Source organism: Streptomyces subrutilus (assembly GCF_008704535.1).
Classification (GTDB): domain Bacteria; phylum Actinomycetota; class Actinomycetes; order Streptomycetales; family Streptomycetaceae; genus Streptomyces; species Streptomyces subrutilus.
This window is the reverse complement of record NZ_CP023701.1, coordinates 3691192-3708549: the sequence shown is the minus strand read 5'-3', so window position 1 is coordinate 3708549 and position 17358 is coordinate 3691192. Positions and strand designations below refer to the sequence as shown.

17 protein-coding genes are annotated in these 17358 nt (G+C 73.4%); 5 read left to right on the top strand and 12 right to left on the bottom strand.

Going from position 1 to position 17358, the window contains the following annotated elements:
* Positions 1–108: 108 nt before the first annotated feature.
* Positions 109–1932 carry an aspartate--tRNA ligase gene (gene aspS / locus CP968_RS16205; RefSeq protein ID WP_150518694.1) on the top strand — a complete coding sequence of 608 codons (1824 nt, stop codon included), beginning with the start codon at positions 109–111 and terminating at the stop codon, positions 1930–1932.
* Between the two features lie 93 nt (positions 1933–2025).
* On the opposite strand, the gene CP968_RS34100 is transcribed toward aspS, so the two are convergent.
* The gene (locus CP968_RS34100; RefSeq protein WP_167536810.1) at positions 2026–3702 is read right to left on the bottom strand and encodes a VWA domain-containing protein; all 1677 of its coding nucleotides are present in this window, start codon (positions 3700–3702) and stop codon (positions 2026–2028) included.
* 293 nt (positions 3703–3995) lie between these two features.
* Here CP968_RS34100 and CP968_RS16195 point away from each other — a divergent pair, with 293 nt between their 5' ends.
* A complete protein-coding gene (locus CP968_RS16195) occupies positions 3996–6089 on the top strand; it encodes a PhoX family protein (protein ID WP_150518693.1) in 2094 nt (697 codons plus the stop codon).
* 79 nt (positions 6090–6168) lie between these two features.
* On the opposite strand, the gene CP968_RS16190 is transcribed toward CP968_RS16195, so the two are convergent.
* Positions 6169–8160 (bottom strand): FUSC family protein, encoded by a 1992-nt coding sequence (locus CP968_RS16190; protein ID WP_150518692.1) that lies wholly within the window; start codon positions 8158–8160, stop codon positions 6169–6171.
* Between the two features lie 92 nt (positions 8161–8252).
* On the bottom strand, positions 8253–9197 hold the full coding sequence (locus tag CP968_RS16185) for a hypothetical protein (RefSeq protein WP_229886917.1): 945 nt from the start codon (positions 9195–9197) through the stop codon (positions 8253–8255).
* Here CP968_RS16185 and CP968_RS34405 point away from each other — a divergent pair.
* A complete protein-coding gene (locus CP968_RS34405) occupies positions 9196–9339 on the top strand; it encodes a hypothetical protein (RefSeq protein WP_189829163.1) in 144 nt (47 codons plus the stop codon). The two genes, CP968_RS16185 and CP968_RS34405, sit on opposite strands and share 2 nt — an antisense overlap.
* Before the next feature lie 80 nt (positions 9340–9419).
* Positions 9420–9830, top strand: coding sequence for a hypothetical protein (locus CP968_RS16175; RefSeq protein WP_150518691.1), 411 nt, complete (start codon positions 9420–9422; stop codon positions 9828–9830).
* Positions 9831–9925: 95 nt separating this feature from the next.
* On the opposite strand, the gene CP968_RS34095 is transcribed toward CP968_RS16175, so the two are convergent.
* From CP968_RS34095 to CP968_RS16150, 6 genes are all read right to left on the bottom strand, one after another.
* Positions 9926–10096 carry a hypothetical protein gene (locus tag CP968_RS34095; RefSeq protein ID WP_167536716.1) on the bottom strand — a complete coding sequence of 57 codons (171 nt, stop codon included), beginning with the start codon at positions 10094–10096 and terminating at the stop codon, positions 9926–9928.
* A 53-nt stretch (positions 10097–10149) separates the two neighbouring features.
* Positions 10150–10515, bottom strand: a complete 366-nt coding sequence (locus CP968_RS16170) for a hypothetical protein (protein ID WP_150518690.1) — start codon at positions 10513–10515, stop codon at positions 10150–10152.
* Positions 10516–10798: 283 nt separating this feature from the next.
* Positions 10799–11416 carry a class F sortase gene (locus CP968_RS16165; protein WP_150518689.1) on the bottom strand — a complete coding sequence of 206 codons (618 nt, stop codon included), beginning with the start codon at positions 11414–11416 and terminating at the stop codon, positions 10799–10801.
* A gap of 257 nt (positions 11417–11673) precedes the next feature.
* On the bottom strand, positions 11674–11910 hold the full coding sequence (locus CP968_RS16160) for a hypothetical protein (protein ID WP_150518688.1): 237 nt from the start codon (positions 11908–11910) through the stop codon (positions 11674–11676).
* 205 nt (positions 11911–12115) lie between these two features.
* The gene (pucL, locus tag CP968_RS16155; protein ID WP_150518687.1) at positions 12116–13033 is read right to left on the bottom strand and encodes a factor-independent urate hydroxylase; all 918 of its coding nucleotides are present in this window, start codon (positions 13031–13033) and stop codon (positions 12116–12118) included.
* Between the two features lie 280 nt (positions 13034–13313).
* A complete protein-coding gene (locus CP968_RS16150; protein ID WP_150518686.1) occupies positions 13314–14663 on the bottom strand; it encodes an aspartate aminotransferase family protein in 1350 nt (449 codons plus the stop codon).
* A gap of 293 nt (positions 14664–14956) precedes the next feature.
* Here CP968_RS16150 and CP968_RS16145 point away from each other — a divergent pair, with 293 nt between their 5' ends.
* Positions 14957–15370, top strand: coding sequence for an ATP-binding protein (locus CP968_RS16145; RefSeq protein ID WP_229886916.1), 414 nt, complete (start codon positions 14957–14959; stop codon positions 15368–15370).
* Between the two features lie 144 nt (positions 15371–15514).
* Here the strand turns inward: CP968_RS16145 and CP968_RS16140 are convergent, their stop codons facing one another.
* From CP968_RS16140 to CP968_RS16130, 3 genes are all read right to left on the bottom strand, one after another.
* Positions 15515–16378 carry a SigB/SigF/SigG family RNA polymerase sigma factor gene (locus CP968_RS16140; protein ID WP_150518684.1) on the bottom strand — a complete coding sequence of 288 codons (864 nt, stop codon included), beginning with the start codon at positions 16376–16378 and terminating at the stop codon, positions 15515–15517.
* Between the two features lie 240 nt (positions 16379–16618).
* Complete coding sequence (locus CP968_RS16135; RefSeq protein ID WP_150518683.1) at positions 16619–17002, bottom strand: hypothetical protein; 384 nt, start codon at positions 17000–17002, stop codon at positions 16619–16621.
* Positions 17003–17024: 22 nt separating this feature from the next.
* A complete protein-coding gene (locus CP968_RS16130) occupies positions 17025–17333 on the bottom strand; it encodes an SCO5918 family protein (RefSeq protein WP_150518682.1) in 309 nt (102 codons plus the stop codon).
* Positions 17334–17358 lie beyond the last annotated feature (25 nt).

Genomic DNA, 17358 nt, shown 5'->3' with positions numbered 1-17358 from the left:
GGGCCCCCGGGGGGCGGCCCCGGCGGCCGCGCCCGCGCGGGGTCCCGCACGGACGGTAACCTTGGGACGGTTGAATCCACCCTGGTATCGCGTAGAACTGGATGACTGATGCATCGGTACAGGTCCCACACGTGCGGCGAGCTCCGTGCCTCCGACGTCGGCTCCGACGTCCGGCTGAGCGGCTGGGTGCACAACCGTCGAGACCTGGGCGGCATCCTCTTCATCGATCTGCGCGACCACCACGGCATCACGCAGCTCGTCGCCCGCCCCGGCACCGCGGCGAACGAGGCGCTGGGCAGCGTCAGCAAGGAGACGGTCGTCCGCATCGACGGCAAGGCCGTCTCGCGCGGCGCGGACAACGTCAACCCCGAGCTGCCCACCGGCGAGGTCGAGGTCGAGGTCTCCGAGGTCGAGGTGCTCGGCGCCGCCGCCCCGCTGCCCTTCACCATCAACACCGACGACGGGGTGAACGAGGAGCGGCGCCTGGAGTACCGCTTCCTCGACCTGCGCCGCGAGCGCATGCACCGCAACATCATGCTGCGCTCGGCCGTCATCGCGTCGATCCGCTCGAAGATGGTGGCCCTCGGCTTCAACGAGATGGCCACCCCCATCCTCACCGCGACCTCTCCCGAGGGCGCCCGCGACTTCGTCGTGCCCTCCCGCCTGAACCCGGGCAAGTTCTACGCCTTGCCGCAGGCGCCGCAGCAGTTCAAGCAGCTGCTGATGATCTCGGGCTTCGACCGGTACTTCCAGATCGCGCCCTGCTTCCGCGACGAGGACGCCCGCGCCGACCGCTCGCCGGGCGAGTTCTACCAGCTCGACGTGGAGATGTCCTTCGTCGAGCAGGAGGACGTCTTCCAGCCCATCGAGCGCCTGATGACCGAGATCTTCACGGAGTTCGGCAAGGGCCGCGAGGTCACCTCGCCCTTCCCGCGGATCCCGTTCCGCGAGTCGATGCTGAAGTACGGCAACGACAAGCCCGACCTGCGCGCCAAGCTGGAGCTCGTCGACATCACCGACGTGTTCGAGGGCTCGGAGTTCAAGGCGTTCGCCGGGAAGCACGTGCGCGCGCTGGCCGTCCCGGACACCGCCGCGCAGCCGCGCAAGTTCTTCGACGGCCTCGGCGAGTACGCGATCTTGCTGGGCGCCAAGGGCCTGGCCTGGGTCCGCGTGGGCGAGGACGGCGGCCTGACCGGCCCCATCGCCAAGTTCCTCACCGAGGAGAACGTCAAGGTCCTCACCGAGCGCCTGGGCCTGGCGGCCGGGCACGCGGTGTTCTTCGGCGCGGGCGGGTTCGACGAGGTCTCCAAGATCATGTCCGGCGTCCGCGTCGAGGCGGCCAAGCGCGCGGGCCAGTTCGAGGAGGACGTCTTCCGCTTCTGCTGGATCGTCGACTTCCCGATGTACGAGAAGGACGAGGAGACCGGAAAGATCGACTTCTCGCACAACCCCTTCTCGATGCCGCAGGGCGGCATGAAGGACCTGGAGGAGAAGGACCCGCTCGACATCCTGGCGTGGCAGTACGACATCGTCTGCAACGGCATCGAGCTCTCCTCCGGCGCCATCCGCAACCACGAGCCCGAGGTCATGCTGAAGGCCTTCGAGATCGCCGGTTACGAGGCCGAGACCGTCGAGCGCGAGTTCGCCGGCATGCTGCGCGCGTTCCGCCTCGGCGCCCCGCCGCACGGCGGCATCGCCCCGGGCGTGGACCGCATCGTGATGCTGCTGGCCGACGAGCCGAACATCCGCGAGACCATCGCCTTCCCGCTGAACGGCAACGCGCAGGACCTGATGATGGGCGCGCCGACGGTGCTGGAGGAGGCCCGCCTGCGCGAGCTGAACATCGCGCTGCGCAAGCCGGTGGAGACCAAGGCGGCCGAGCGGCCGGTGTCCGACGCGGTGGCGCCGGACGCCGGTGCGCCGCGCGGCTGAGGCTGCCGGCCCGCGGGGCACCCGTACGAAGGCGCCCCCGCTCCGGGCTTCCGGAGCGGGGGCGCCTTCGTGTGGTGCGGGGGTTGAAAAGGGTCAGAACCGGTCCAGGACGCCCTTGAGGAGCGCGGCCGAGGGCAGCGCGGCGGGGGCGGGGCCGGCGTGGAAGAAGCCGGTGTTCCCCGCGTCCAGCCTGCGCACGAAGTCGAAGGCCTTGGAGTCGTGGTCGCCGAACGCCACGAACTGCCAGTGCAAGCCCGGGGCGGTGACGGCCGCGTCGGCCAGGGCCTGCCGGGCGGGCTGGCGGTTGTCGGGGGCGCCGTCGACCTGGAAGACGACCAGGGCCGGGCCCTCGCCGCCGTCCTTCTGGTAGCGCTCCACGACGGCCTGGACGGCCGAGTGGTAACTGGTGCGGCCCATCCGGCCCAGCTCGGCGTGGCGGGCCTCGACCCAGGACGGGCCGTGCGCGTCGAGGGTCAGGTCGGCCGCGCCGTCCACCTCGGTGGAGAAGAACACCGTGTGCACGGTGGCCGCCCCGTCCAGGTGGGCGGCCAGGGCCAGGGCGTGGTCGGCGAGGTGCTGGGCGCTGCCGTCCTTGTAGAACGGGCGCATCGAACCGGAGCGGTCGAGCACCAGGTACACCCTGGCGCGGGCACCGGCCCGGCCCTTGGCGCGCAGCACCTGGCCGGCGGCCTTGTAAGCCCCGGCCACCCCGGGCGCCCGCCGCCGCACGACGGCGGCGGCAACGGCGGGCCCGACGGGAAGCACCCCGACGGCCCCGCCCCCGTCCGCCACGGGCTCGGCCACGGGCTCGGCGGTCACGGCGACGGGCTCGTGACCCACCGGCTCTGGCTCGGCCACAGCGGCGGCGGGTTCCGTGACCACGGGCGCCGCCTCGGCGGCCACCGGCTCGGCCTCGGCTTCGGCCTCGGCTTCGGCCTCGGCCGGTACGGCGACGGGCTCGGGCTCCGGCTGGGCGATGACGGCGGCGGGCTCGGCAGTCACCGGCTCCGGCTCGGCCACAGCGATGGCGGGTTCCGTGACCACGGGCGCCGCCTCGGCGGCCACCGGCTCGGCCTCGGCTTCGGCCTCGGCTTCGGCCTCGGCCGGTACGGCGACGGGCTCGGGCTCCGGCTGGGCGATGACGGCGGCGGGCTCGGCAGTCACCGGCTCCGGCTCGGCCACAGCGGCGGCGGGCTCCGCGACCACGGGCGCTGCCTCGGCCTCGGCCGGTACCGCGACGGCCGCCGGCCCGGCTTCGGCCACAGCGGCGGCGGGTTCGGCGGCCGTCGTCGCGGGCTCGGCGTCGGCCGGTACGGCCACCGGCTCCGCCGGGGCGGCCGGTTCGGCGGCGGTGTCCGCAGCGGGCGCGGCGGACTCGGGCCGCGGGTCCTGAACCGGGCCCTCCGCAACGGGGGTTCCGGCATCCGCGGCCGGAGCCGGAGCCGGCTCCGCAGCCGTACCGGCTCCGGTTTCGGCTCCGGCCGGCGCCGGATCGGTCGGGTGCGCCGCCGGGGTGGACGGGCGGCGGGCCTCCGGGACCGTGGGGTCCGGGGCCGTGGCGGTCAGCAGGGTGCCCGGTTCGCGGTCGCGGGGCGCCGACTGCGGGGGAACGGTGGGGTTGTCGAAGGACGCCGCCACCAGTTCGGCCGCCACGTCCAGGGGGGTGCGTTCCGCCTGGCTCGGGAAGGCCGCGGAAGAGGCGTCCGACGTCTCCGGAACGGGTTCCGCGGACCGTCCGAACACCTTGCGCAACAAGCTCCGAATACCCATGGGCCAGGCCTTTCGCATGAGTGCGTGAGTCATTTGTCCGTGCTGCGCGGATGATCCCTGCCCAGAGTGGACACGTAAGGCTATCGGCCGCTCGGCTGGATCTTCGGCAGGGGCGCCATTCGTGGCGCCCGGGGGCCACTCAGCCATCCTCCGCCACCGAACTGCCCGTCCGACGTGCCGGGTTCACCGGCCGTTCATCCCGCCGCCGCCGCTTCGGCGCAACCCGCGCCTAGCGTCGCGGCTGGATTGATTCCGACATGGTGTCGGCGTCCACCCAGCCCCGGAGGACACTCGTGCGCAAGCTCCTGCCGCTCATCGGCAACCCGCATGGGAGCGGCCGTTCCGCTCTCACCTGCCGCTACCGCTGCGGTGACGCATGCTTCCACGAGGTGCCGAACACCAGCGACAACGAGTACGCCGGCGACGTCATAGCCCGCGCCTACTCGCGCCGTTCGATGCTCCGTTCGGCCGCCGTGGTCACCGTCGCGACCGCCGCCGGCAGCGCCGTCGCCTTCGGCGGCAGCGGCGCGCAGACCGCCAACGCCACGCCCACCGCCGACGCCCAGGGCGCCGGCGCGGGGTCCGGTTCCGGCCAGGCCGCGCGCGGCCTGCGCTTCACGCCGGTCGCGCCGAACACCGACGACAAGGTCACCGTCCCCGCGGGCCACGACCAGAACGTGGTCATCCGCTGGGGCGACCCGATCGTCAAGGGCGCGCCCGCCTTCAACTCCGCCAAGCAGACCGCCGCCGCCCAGGCCGGCCAGTTCGGCTACAACAACGACTTCCTGAGCCTGCTCCCGCTCGGCGGCCACTACGAGCGCCAGCAGCTGCTCGTGGCCAACCACGAGTACACGGACGAGAACCTCATGTTCAAGGGCTACGACCCCGCGAACCCGACCCGCGAGCAGGTGGAGATCGCCTGGGCCGCGCACGGCCTGTCCGTGGTCGTCGTCCAGGAGGACCACCGCAGCGGCAAGCTGACGGCCGTCACCCGCCACCAGCTCAACCGGCGCCTGACCGCCACCAGCGAGTTCCGGCTGACCGGCCCGGCCGCGGGCGGCGCCCTGCTGAAGACCTCCGCGGACTCCACCGGCACCAAGGTGCTCGGCACCCTCAACAACTGCGCCGGCGGCACCACCCCGTGGGGCACCACCCTGCACGGCGAGGAGAACTTCAACCAGTACTTCGCCAACGCGGGCCTGGTCACCGACCCGGTCGAGGCCGCCCGCCTGAAGCGCTACGGCATGACCACCGGCGCCACCGAGCGCAAGTGGGAGCGGTTCGACAAGCGCTTCGACGTGGCGCAGGAGCCCAACGAGTCGCACCGCTTCGGCTGGGTCGTCGAGCTCGACCCGTACGACCCGAACTCCACCCCGCGCAAGCGCACCGCGCTGGGCCGCTTCAAGCACGAGGCCGCGCAGCCCCGTCTCACCGAGGACGGCCGCCCGGTCGTCTACATGGGCGATGACGAGCGCTTCGACTACTTCTACAAGTTCGTCTCCGCCAGGCAGATGAAGAAGGGCGACAGCCGGGCCGCGAAGGAGCACAACCTCACGCTCCTCGACGAGGGCACCCTGTACGTCGCCAAGCTCACCGGCGACTCCCCGACCGGTCAGTTCGACGGCTCCGGCAAGCTCCCCTCGGACGGCGAGTTCGACGGCTCCGGCGTGTGGATCAAGCTGGCCACCGGCAACGTCTCGCACGTCGAGGGCATGACCGCCGAGGAGGTCTACGTCTTCACGCGGCAGGCCGCCGACAAGGTGGGCGCCACCAAGATGGACCGTCCCGAGGACGTCGAGCCGTCCCCGCGCACCGGCCGCGTCTACGTCGCGCTGACCAACAACACCGACCGCGGCAAGGCCGGCAAGGCGGGCGCGGACGAGGCCAACCCGCGCAACCTGAACAAGCACGGCCAGATCCTGGAGCTCGCCGAGAACTTCGACGACCCGGCCGGCGACGGTTTCGCCTGGCGGCTCTTCCTCGTCGCCGGCGACCCGGGCGACCCGTCCACCTACTTCGCGGGCTTCCCGAAGGACAAGGTCAGCCCGATCTCCTGCCCCGACAACGTGGCCTTCGACCCGCACGGCAACCTGTGGATCTCCACGGACGGCAACCAGCTCGGCTCCCACGACGGCCTGTTCGGCGTCGCGACCGCCGGCGACCGACGCGGTGAGCTCAAGCAGTTCCTGACCGTGCCGCGCGGCGCCGAGACCTGCGGCCCGCTGGTCCAGGGCAAGCGCGTGCTGGTCGCCGTCCAGCACCCCGGCGAGATCGACGGCGCCACCGTCGACAACCCGCAGTCGGTGTGGCCGGACGGGCCGGGCAAGATCGTCCGTCCGTCGGTCGTCTCCGTCTGGCGCAAGGACGGCCGCGACATCGGCGTCTGACCGGGCCGGCCCGGTACGCAACCCCGGCCCGGCGGGCGGTGTTTCACGTGAAACACCGCCCGCCGGGCCGGTCGGGTCCTCAGGCGGGCGGGTGCGTGAGGGCACGGGCCGCCGCGACCTCGTGCCGTACCGGGGCCAGCACGCTCGACTCGTCGCCCTCGGGATCGAAGGCCACCCGCAGGGGAACGGGGCTGGCGCGCACGCCCTCGGCCAGGGACCGCAGCTCCTGCGTCACCCGCGCGACCTCGTCCGCGGTGGGCGGTTCGGCGCCGTGGTCGACCCGGACCCGCGCGGCCGTGGTCGCGTCCACGATCCGTTCGACGGCGACCACCAGCGGCCACCACGCCGCGGCCCGCGCCCCGGTGGGCGGCGGTTCGGTCAGGGCCCGCTGGAACTCGCTGCGCACGCCCGAGAGGTCGCGGTAGATCCGCCGCCGGGCCTGGAGGCGGGCCGTGCGGGCGGCGGACAGCGCGGAGGGGTCGGGGAGCGGCGCGAAGGCCCGCTCCACGTACCGGGCCGCGTCGTGCACGGTGTCGGCGAGCCGGTCCCCGATGCGGGTGCGCCAGCTCTCGGGCCACAGCAGGTAGCCCGCGACGAGGGTGATCGCGCAGCCGATCAGGCTGTCCAGCAGCCGGGGGCGGATCAGGTCGAAGCCCTGGTGGTTGAGCAGGTCGGACAGCAGCAGGATCACCGGGGTGATCGCGGCGGTCTGGAAGGCGTACCCCTTGGCGGAGAAGGCCGGGATGAGCGCGGCCAGCACCATCATCACCGGCACCGACCACCAGCCGCGCGGCACCTCCGCGAGCACGGCGGCGGCCACCACCAGACCGACCGCGGTGCCCAGGGCGCGCAGCACGGCGCGGGAGAAGACGGAGCCGAAGTCGGGCTTGAGCACGAAGGTGACGGTCAGCGCGATCCAGTACGACCGCTCGACCTCGACCAGCGACACCAGGCACTGCGCGAGCCCGATGCACAGGGCGAGCCGCAGCCCGTACCGCCAGGAGGCCCGGGACAGCATCATGTCGCGCACCGCCCGCCGGGCGCGCACCCGCAGCGCGGCGGGCCGGCCCAGGCGGTCGTCCACGTTGTACGGGTCCGGCTCGGCCAGCAGCACGATCGACGCGGCGTGCCGCAGGGCGGCGTCGATGGCCCGCTCGGACTGGCCGTGCGGCGGCGGCAGGGCGAGGTCGGGGGTGCTGCCGGTGCGGCCCTCCTCGACGGCGGCGGCCAGCTCCCGCACGGCGGCCGGGATCTCGGGCGGGAGCGGCCGGCCGCGCAGGTGGGCGGCGGGCGCGGCCTCCACGAGCGGGATGACCACGTTCAGCTGGGACAGCATCCGCACCAGCGAGGGACTGCGGCCGTGCACCCGGGCCCGCCGGCCCAGGACGAGGTCGTAGGCCTGGTTGAGGGAGTGGGTGACCTGCTGGCGGCGCTCCTCGTAGTCGGGGCCGCCCGCGGCCTCCAGGGTGTCGGCCAGTGCCCGGTAGGTGGCGGCGACGGCGGACCGCTCCGGTCCGCGCCCGCGCAGCGGCCAGCCCAGCAGGGTCAGGGCGAGGACGAGCAGGCCGCCCGCGCTCATCAGCAGCGGCGCCGTCCACCACGGGCTGGGCAGCGGCAGGCCGGCGCCGACCACGGCGTTGAGCAGGAGCAGCAGCCCGGACACCGAGGCGACCGTGCCGATGGAGGAGATCATCCCGGAGACGAGGGCGATCAGGGTGAGGGCGCCCACGGCCAGCCAGCCGTGGCCGAAGACGAGCGTGCCCAGGGCGACGCCCACGGCGCCGAAGAGCTGGGGGACGGCGATGTTGAGGACGCGCATCCGGTAGGCGTCGGCGGTGTCGCCGATGACCCCGGAGAGGGCGCCCATGGAGACGAGCGCGCCGTATTCGGGCTCGTCGAGGGCGAAGCCGACGGCGAGCGGCAGGGCGAGGGCGACGGCGGCCCGCCCCGCGGCCGCCCACGGAATCGGGGCGCCCGTCGGCCGCAAGCCGTTGAGCAGCCAGGACGGCGGTGCCAGGGGGTGGTTCCGGGATCTCCGGGACGGTATCCCTTCGGTGCGTTCGGTGCTCATTCCCGCTTCCGTGCCGCCACTCGCGAATCGATTCTGCAGAGCTCTTATGAGCCGTGATCCGTACGGTATGCGTACGTTGGTACCTTCCGAGCTTATGGGGTCCGGCGGACCCGGCCGGTCAGCCAGGCGGCCAGTGCGGCGACCAGCCCGATCACCAGCACCACCCAGGCGGTCGTGCGCAGGAACGCGGTCAGGGCGTCGTAGACCGCGGCGGCGGCCGGCCGGTCCACGTCGGCCGGCAGGTCGTCGAGGGTCAGCCGGCGGCACACCACGACGGCGATCCACAGCAGGACGGCTCCGACCGCCACCCCCAGCCCGGTGGCCAGCACGGCGCGCCGCCGGCGCACGGCCACGGCCACGGCCGCGACGGCCAGCACCAGGGTCAGCACGGGGAGCCAGACGCCGGCGACCTGGAGCATGCGGAACCCCTTACGGAGCGAGCCGAGGCCGTCGTACTCCATGACCTTGACGGAGACGTGCGTGACCGGGATGCGGTCGGCGAGGGGCACGCCGTTGCCGACGAGCTCGTCCTTGACCTGGGCGATGACGGGGGCGAGGTCGATGGTGACGGCGTCGCCGCGGCCCGTGGTGAGGGCCTTGAAGAAGGCGGCGTGCGCGGCGCGGTTGGCCGCGTCCCAGGCGGTGCGGTAGGCGGGGGTGCCGGCGAAGGACCGCAGGGCCTCGCCGAGGAGGGTGTCCACCCCGCCCTGGAAGGGCCCGGCGTCGATCTGCCCCGCCAGCGCGCGGCCGGCCTGCGTGACCACGACCGACTGCACCGCCGGGTCCTCGGCGAGCGGGGACATGGCGGCGGTGTAGCGGCCGGCGTCGCCCAGCTCGTGGTCGGCCCAGTACGCGACGGCGCTCGCGGGCACGAGGAGGGCCACGAGCACGATGAGTACCGCCGACAGGATGGTGCGCACGTCACCAGGGAACGGGCGCGGGGCGCGCCGCGCGAGCGGTGTTGCTGCGGTCGGGTGGTGGGACACCCCCGCGGAGCCCTTGCCCTCCTCGATCCGGACGTTCGATGCCCGGGTCATGAGGATGGGCGAAGGCGTCGAACGGGCGCTCCACAGCTGCGTCACCCTGGCCTGGAGCGGACCCGACCGGGCGGTGTCGGCGGACCCGGCCCTCCCGGACATGCTCTTCGAGATCGACGCGGTCGCGGTCCGCGCGCTCTGACGGGGCCGCGCCCCCGGTAGATCCACTTGCCGCCCGGGGACGGCGGGTGTGCTCTGGATGATGGGAGAGAGGAGCCCGTCATGGCACATGCGGCACCCACCGCCCCCGGGCGGCACCACCGGCGGACGACGGACACGGCCCACCACCCGAGCACGAGCGTCTACGCGCGACCGCTGCTCGCCGGGCTGGTCTACGGCGTCTGGGCCGCCTTCATCCAGCGCCAGACGGGCCCGGTCGACGCGGGCAACGTCTTCTACGGCATCCTGTGCGGCGTGATCTTCGCGGGCATCATGTTCGCCCTCGCGCGGATCGGCCCCCGGTTGCCGCGCGAGCTCCACGCCGCGGCCTACGGAGTCTTCCTGGGCGTCGCCGCCGGCTACCTCCACAGCCTCACCAACGGCAGCGTGCTCCGCTCCGTGGCGGTCGGGCTGGCCGTCGGCGCGGGCGTCGGCCTGGCGGCGTTCTACCGGTACTACACCCACGAGGCCTGAGCCCCGCGGCGGTCCAGCGGCCCTTCGGCCCGCCGGATCCGGTCTTTCCGCCCGAGGCGGCGACCGGATCCGGCGGGCCGTCCGGCACGGTGCGACTACGCGGCGGTGTCCGCCGTCGTCGTCCGCTGCGGTTCGCTCTCGGGATCGGCCGCCGGGGCGGCGGCCTTCGGCTTCGCAACGGGCTCGGCCTTGCGGGCCGGCGGGGTGAAGCGGGCGGCCTCGGCGCGGATCATGGCGTTCAGCGCGGCGTACGGGTCGATGGGCATGGCGGAACCTCACGGTGTTCGAAGGGTGTGGGGTGCGCTGCTGCTCGGCCCGCTCAGCAGCGCAGGACCACACTCCGCACCGCCCCCTGGGGCGGCGCCGCCTCGACCGTGGTGCACGGGGCGCCGGGAGCCGGCCGCGCCTGCGGGGGTTTCACGTGAAACACCGCCGACGGAAGGCGGCGTACGCCCGTCACACCGCGCGGGGCGGTCCGTACGGCGGCCCTGACCTCGGGGTCGGCGGCCGGGTCGGACTGGCCTTCGGTGGGCTCCGCGGGCGCGGTGGACGCCGGCCGGGACTCGGCGGCCGACGCGGCGGCCGGACCGGCGGCGAAGACGGACAGCAGGACGACGCAGACCACGGTCAGGGCCCTGCTCAGGGTCCCGGCGAAGGTCGTTCGAGCGTGCCGCCTCCCGATCATGCGAGGGGTCTGCCCCGACACGCCGGAAGGCTCCCCTCCGGAGACCGAGAAGCCCCCGACCGGGGGACGAAGTCACCTCCCCCGGCCCACAATCGGCCGAGCGCACGGCCCCCGCACACGCCCCCGGAAGCCGCGCTCCCGGCCTCCGCCCGCCCGGAGCCGCCCCACCCGCGACGTGCACGCCGGCCCGCACCCGGGCACCCGCGCGCGCCCGGGCACGCCGTCCGGAGCGCCGGCCACCGCACCCGGCGCCCGGCGGGTCCACCGGTCCGGCGCCGCCCCGTCAGCGGGTCCGGCGCTGCCCCGTCAGCCGGGCCAGGACGGCGGTCTCGCCGCCGACCAGCCGCAGCCGGCCCCGGCCGTCCGCCTCCCGGCCGCCGTCCCCGGGGCCGGGAGCCTGGCCGGGAGAGACCCGGACCACGGTGAACACGGCCGTACGCCCGTCGGCCCGGGGGATCTCGATGGTCCGCCCCCGCCGCAGCATGCCGGGCCCCAGACCGGCCCAGGTGACCACGGCGGTGCCGGCCGCACCCGGCGCCGGTCCTGTGGCCTCCCAGTCGGCCTCGCCGCGGAGCCCGCTCAGCGGCACGTCGACGCCGAGGCTGGGAATCCGCAGCCGCAGCGGCCGCGCCGGCCGGAGCGCACCGCGCACCGTGCGCAGCGGCCCGGCGGCCGACCCGGGCGAGCGGGCGCCCGCACCGGACCGGTGCTCGGCGGAGTGCTCCAGCTGCCGGACGAGCCTGCGGTGGCCGGACAGTCCCAGGGCGCGCGAGGGAAGGGCGTCGTCGGTGGCGGACGCGACGACCGCGGGCCGGGCGCCCTCGGTGTGGCGCAGCACCCCGAGTCCGCCCGCCAGCACGGTCACCGTCAGCGCGCCGACGGCCCACTTGGCGCGGGGCATGGGGATCCCTCCTGTCCGGCTCGGACGGCCGGGTCATGTGAGCAGTGGACACCCCGTTCTCCCCCGGACACCTCGCGCGACAACGGAGGCTGACGGGTGCACACCGGCGTGTCGTCCCCGCCCGTCCGCGTTTGCGCAGCTCGCAGCGGGTCCGGCGGGTCCCTCCGGGCGTGCGGGAGCGTGCCCCCGATCGGGTGAGCGCCGTACGCCCGCCACCCGACGGCCCCGGCCCGGACGGTACGTCCGGCGGTCCGCCGCTACACCACGACGGCGGCGGCGCCCATCAGCACGGCGGCGAGGTGGATGGCCGGGTGGCCGTAGTCGCCGGACCAGAGGTGCCGGGCCAGCCCGCCCAGCGCGGCCAGGGCGACGATGACCCCGATCTGCCCGAACAGCGTGACGGCGGTGAAGGGGGCCACGAGCAGCAGGAGCGCGCTCAGCCAGAACGGTGCGGCGCCCGTCCAACCGCGCCATTCCCGTATCGCCGTCGGCATGCCTGACTGCCCCTCGTCGTCAACTGATCGGTGGCACAGCCTCCTTCGGTGCCACTGCGGGCACAAGTGAGCGATCGGCTAAGTGTCAGAACGCCAGGCCGGAATTCGACCTTCCCCAGCCCGCGGCGCACCCGACCCGGGACGCGGACCGGCCCGGACCCCCTCCGTGGGGGTCCGGGCCGGTCCGAAGGCGGTGCGAGACGGCCTAGGCGACGATCCAGTCGGACGTGGCGATCACCGGCTGCACGCCGTCGCGGTGGATGGTGCCCTCGATGAGCCCGTACATCCGGTCGGCGGCGAAGTAGACCTCGTTGTCGTTCTTGAGGCCGAAGGGCTCCAGGTCGACGAGGAAGTGGTGCTTGTTCGGCAGGTTGAGGCGCACCTCGTTGACCTTGGGGCAGTTGTCGAGGACGCGCTCGGCCATCTGGTTCAGGGTCTGCTGGAGCGAGTACGAGTAGGTCTCCGCGAAGGCCTCCAGGAGGTTCTTGCGAACCTTCTTGTACGCCTGGTCCCAGTCGTACCCGGCCTCGTCGGCGGCCAGCGCCGAGTGCGCCCAGCGGGCGGTCACCTTGGTCGCCAGGATGCGGTCGTACGCCTCCTTGAGGATCGTGTACCTGTCCTTGATGAAGCCGTGGAACTCGGAGTTCGTCGAGTTCATGACCGTCAGGTCCTTCAGCCCCGAGACGACCTGGAGGCCGGTGGTCTCGCTGTAGGTGACCTGGGCGGTGCGCACCTCGGTGCCCTTGAGGGCGAAGGAGTGCTGCTCCTTGCGCGTCGGGACGGGGATGCGCTCCCAGGCGAATTCCTCGATGCGTATCTGCGCCTCGCGGATCGGGTCCTGGGAGGAGACGAAGTGCTTGGCGAGCAGGATGCCGAAGGCCTCGGGGGAGGCGATGCCGTGCTCCTTGCCGAAGGCGTACACGGTGTTCTTGGTGGTGTCGGTCGGCAGGCAGTTGGCGTTGTCGCCGGTGAGGTGGACGTCGCGGAACTCACCGCGGAGCGCGACCGAGACGTTGAGGTCGCGGATCTCGTGCCAGGAACCGTCGTTGCCCTTGCGGGTCACCTTGACGATGCGGTTCTCGGCCTTGCCGTACTGGTTCTGGGCCAGGACGTGCTTGCTCATGATGTCTTCCTTCGGGTCCTCGGGAACACGGAGTCCGGTTGTCTGGATCCCGTACGCCCGGCGTCCAGCGTCCGCCCGGATTGAAGACGTCCCGCTCCCCGCCGTTCGACCCCGCAGGGGGCCGCCCCGGGACTGACGTGCATCCCGGTCCGTAGGTGCTTCGGCCAGTTTCTGACGACATGGCCTGCACGGATTGCAGCATGCGCACGGCGCGTTGACCACCGTACGGATCCTCCGAACACCGCCACCCCGGAATGGGACGACCCCACAAACCCGCCGGTCAGGTGGTGTGCGCGTCGGCCACCGAAAGGGCCTCGTCCAGGACGGCCAGCCCCTTGGCCACGTCCTGCGGCGTGATGTTGCAGGCCGGCGCTACGTGCAGGCGGTTCCCGGCGGTCAGCGGCCAGACCCCGCCCTTCTTGCAGGCGGCGGCGAATTCGGCCATGGGCGCGTTGTCGGCCCCGGCGGCGTTGTACGGGACGAGCGGCTCGCGGGTCCCCTTGTCGCGTACGAGCTCCAGCGCCCAGAAGGTGCCCAGGCCGCGGACCTCGCCGACCGAGGGGTGCCGCTCGGCGAGCGCGCGCAGCCCCGGGCCGAGGAGCTGGGCGCCGGTGCGGGCGGACTGTTCGACGATGCCCTCCTCCTCCATGACGTTCAGGGTGGCGACGGCCGCGGCGCAGGCCAGCACGTGCCCGGAGTAGGTGAGCCCGCCCGGGTAGGGGCGCCGGGCGAAGGTCTCGGCGATGGCGGCGGAGATGGCGACGCCGCCGAGGGGGACGTATCCGCTGGTGACGCCCTTGGCGAAGCAGATGAGGTCGGGGGTGACGTCCCAGTGCTCGGAGGCGAACCAGCGGCCGGTGCGGCCGAAGCCGACCATGACCTCGTCGAGGATGAAGACGATGCCGTGGCGGTCGCAGAGCTCGCGCACGCCGGCCAGGTAGCCGTCGGGGTGCACGAGCACGCCGGGGGCCCCGCCCACGGTCTCCAGGATGATCGCGGCGATGGACTGCGGCCCCTCGAAGACGATCGTGTCCTCCAGGTGGCGCAGGGCGCGCTCGCACTCCTCGGCCTCGTCGGCGGCGTAGAAGGGCGAGCGGTAGGCGAAGGGGCCCCAGAAGTGGACGACGCCGGCGGTGGCGCTGTCGTTGCCGAAGCGCCGGGCGTCGCCCGTGAGGTTGATCGCGGTGGAGGTGGCGCCGTGGTAGGAGCGGTAGGCGGAGAGCACCTTGGGCCGGCCGGTGTGCACCCGGGCCATGCGGACGGCGTTCTCGACGGCCTCGGCGCCCGCGTTGGTGAAGAAGATCTTGTTCAGGTCGCCGGGGGTCCGCTCGGCGATCAGCCGGGCCGCCTCGGAGCGCACGTCGACGGCGAAGCCGGGCGCGACGGTGCACAGCCGGGCCGCCTGGTCCGCGATGGCCGCGGTGACCTTGGGGTGCTGGTAGCCGATGTTGGTGTAGACGAGGGCGCTGGAGAAGTCGAGGTAGCGGTTGCCCTGGTAGTCCCAGAAGTACGAGCCTTCGGCCCCGGCGACGGCGAGGGGGTCGATGAGCTCCTGAGCCGACCAGGAATGGAAGACATGCTTCCGGTCGGCGTCTTTCACGGCGGCGAGGGCAGCGGCTTCTGGGTTCATGAAAAGAGGGTAGTTGTCCAGGATGTGGACCCGGGGCCGCCTCCGGTCGGCGCGGCGGTCGGGGGCCTCGAACCCGCGTCCGCCGCGCCGCGCTCCGCGGACGCGGGCCCCGGCCATTGCGCTCCTCCCGCACTTCTTGGTCCTATTCGACGAGCGGATCTTGCTGTGCCGCATCTCGGAGCGCGGTTTTCGAGATGCGGAATCTTGGAGGGTGTAATGGGTCAGGGCATCGAGATTGGTCGACTGTGGCGGGGGTAGGTGCGGCCGGGACGGGCGCGGAGACGGGAGAAGCGGTGGCCGAGCAGACGCGGAGGCTGATCCTCGGGGGCGCCACGACCGGAGTCGTGGCCCGCTGCCGCGATTTCACGCGCCTGGCGCTGGCCGACTGGGGTTGGCCCGGAGGGCCGGAGGCGGTGGAGGACGTACTGCTCCTCGTCTCCGAAGTGGTGACCAATGCCTGCCTGCACGCCGGCGGGCCGCGGGAACTGGTGCTGCGGCACGGGGCCGGCGGACTGCGCGTGGAGCTCAGCGACGACAGCCCCGAGCTCCCGCACCGGCGTCCGCCCGGCAACCGGGCGCTGCCCGGCGGACACGGACTGATCGTGGTGGAACGCCTCGCGCGGAGCTGGGGCGCGGAGCCGTTCGCGGGAGAGCGGCCCGGCAAGACGGTGTGGCTGGAGATCGCGTCGGACGGGACCCGGGGATGACGGCCGGAGCCGGCCGTACGGCAGCGCCGGGAGCGTCCGGCCCGCCGGGGGCGCCGTAGCCCGCTCGGGCCGCCCGTACGCCCCGTGGGCTCCCATGGGCCCCGTACGCCCCGCGGGGGCGCTCCTGGGCCCCGTTACGCCCCGCTACGCCGCCGAGGCCGTGTGGGCCGTGTGGGCCGCGTGCGCGGGGGCCTCGGTGGCGTCCTCCGGCAGCTCGTCCGTGAGCAGGCCGGTGCGCAGTCGGGTCAGGGTGCGGTTCAGCAGCCGCGACACGTGCATCTGCGACAGGCCCAGCCGGTCGCCGATCTCCGCCTGCGTCAGCTCCTGCCCGAACCGCAGCGCGAGCAGCGTCCGCTCCCGCTCGGGGAGCCCGGCCAGCATCGGCTTGAGCGACTCCAGGCACTCGATCCGGTCGTAGGCGCCCTCTTCCGTGCTCAGGACGGTCGGGGCGGCGTGCGCGTCGCGCTCGCCGTCGTCCTGGGCCGGGGCGTCGAGGGAGCGCGCGGAGTACGCGTGCGCGGCCTTGCGGCCCTCGGCGAGCTCCTCGGCCGTCACGTGCAGCCGCCCGGCGAGCTCGGTGTCGGTCGGCTCGCGGCCGAGGTCCTGCTCCAGCGCGTCGTGGGCCTTGGCGGTGTCGATCCGCAGCTCCTGGAGCCGGCGCGGCACCTTCACCGCCCAGCTGGTGTCCCGGAAGAACCGCTTGATCTCGCCGCTGATCGTCGGCATCGCGAAGGAGGCGAATTCGACGCCGCGCGCGGGGTCGAACCGGTTGATCGCCTTGATCAGGCCGATCGTGCCGACCTGGACGATGTCCTCCATCGGCTCGCTGCGGCCGCGGAAGCGGCGGGCGGCGTACTTGACCAGGCTGAGGTTGAGCTCGACGAGGGTGTTGCGGACGTAGGAGTACTCCGCGCCGCCCTGCTCCAGCAGGGACAGGCGCTGGAAGAGGGCCACGGACAGGGCCCGGGCCTCGTCGGTGGCGACGTCCGTCAATTCCGTACGGTTCATGGCGCTGCGCCTCCCGACGGTGGGCTCCGGGGTGCCCGGAGCGCGGTGTCGCGTTTCGAAAGGGATATACCCCCTCGTACTCACCCATACCCTACCCAAGAGTCACCCGAGTATCAGGTCGGAGAACGGCAGACGGAGAACGGCAGAGCCCCTCCCGGGGGCCACGGCGGGGGCCGTGGCGGGGCTCGGGAAGGGCTCGGACCGGCAGCGCCCGCCGGAGCGGGGCGCCGCGCGGGCGGGTCACTTGTCGGAGTAGCTGAAGTCCCCGACGGTCCAGGCGCTGACGTCCGCCAGCGCGATCCGGTACATTCCGCCGGTCTCCGGGATGCCCAGGGTGCCCTGGAGGATCCGCGCCACGTGGAAGTGCAGGTGCGACGGAGCGGCCCGGTCCGCGGGAGCGGACGGGGCCGCGGACCGCGCGGCGGAGCCGAAGACGTCGGCGAACGGGCCCAGTTGGTCCGAGTCCCGCAGGACCTCGGCCACGCGCTGGCGCCAGACGCCCTCGGGCGCCAGGCGGCCGGTGAGGACGGCGCCGCCGACCACGACGGTCAGGGACATCTGATTTGTTTGCTCCGACTCGACCATGGCGGCGATATCGACGAGCAGGTCATCAGGGATCGACATGGGCAGCGACTCTAGCAAGCGCTCACGCGCCGGCCGGGCTCCCCAGCAGCGCCGAGGCCTCCTGCAGCGGGGTCAGGGCGCGCACCGGTACGGGGGCGCTGACGTCGCGGCAGGTGAAACCGAGCCGGGTCAGCGCCCGGGTGACCTCGGCGGCGGTGAAGTCGCGCCGGTCCTGGCGGGTGATGACCTCGCCGACCTGCTTGACGGGGTACGAGCGGCGGCTGATGATCACGGACGCTCCCGTGATCGGCTCGGGCTTGACGCCCTTCATCGACTGCTCGACCTCGCTCTTCTCGAGGTCGAAGGGGTATCGGGCGATGACGAAGCGCATGATGCCTCACAGACTGGACGGGACG